We start from the raw sequence: 241 nt of genomic DNA, 5'->3' as shown, positions 1-241 counted from the left end.
CCGACGGTGACTCGCTGACCTACGCGTGGGACTTCGGTGACGGCGGCAACGGCACCGGAGCGACCGCGTCGCACACCTACGGCTCGGCGGGCACCTATGACGTCAAGCTGACGGTGTCCGACGGGCAGGCGACCGACACGGTGACCCATTCGGTCACGGTGGCACCGGTGGCGAACACGGCGCCGGTGGCGAAGTTCTCCACCTCGACGACGGGCTTGAAGGTGTCGGTGGACGCGAGCGC

The 241-nt window shown here is 69.3% G+C and carries 1 protein-coding gene; it reads left to right on the top strand.

Annotation, left to right across the window (positions count from 1 at the left end):
- Positions 1 to 241, top strand: a 241-nt coding sequence (locus tag BN358_RS13110; RefSeq protein WP_040583528.1) for a PKD domain-containing protein, incomplete at both ends; no start/stop codon positions are given.

This window comes from Sedimentibacter sp. B4 (assembly GCF_000309315.1).
Classification (GTDB): Bacteria; Bacillota; Clostridia; order Tissierellales; family Sedimentibacteraceae; genus Sedimentibacter; species Sedimentibacter saalensis.
This window is presented reverse-complemented; position numbering and strand designations above follow the sequence as displayed.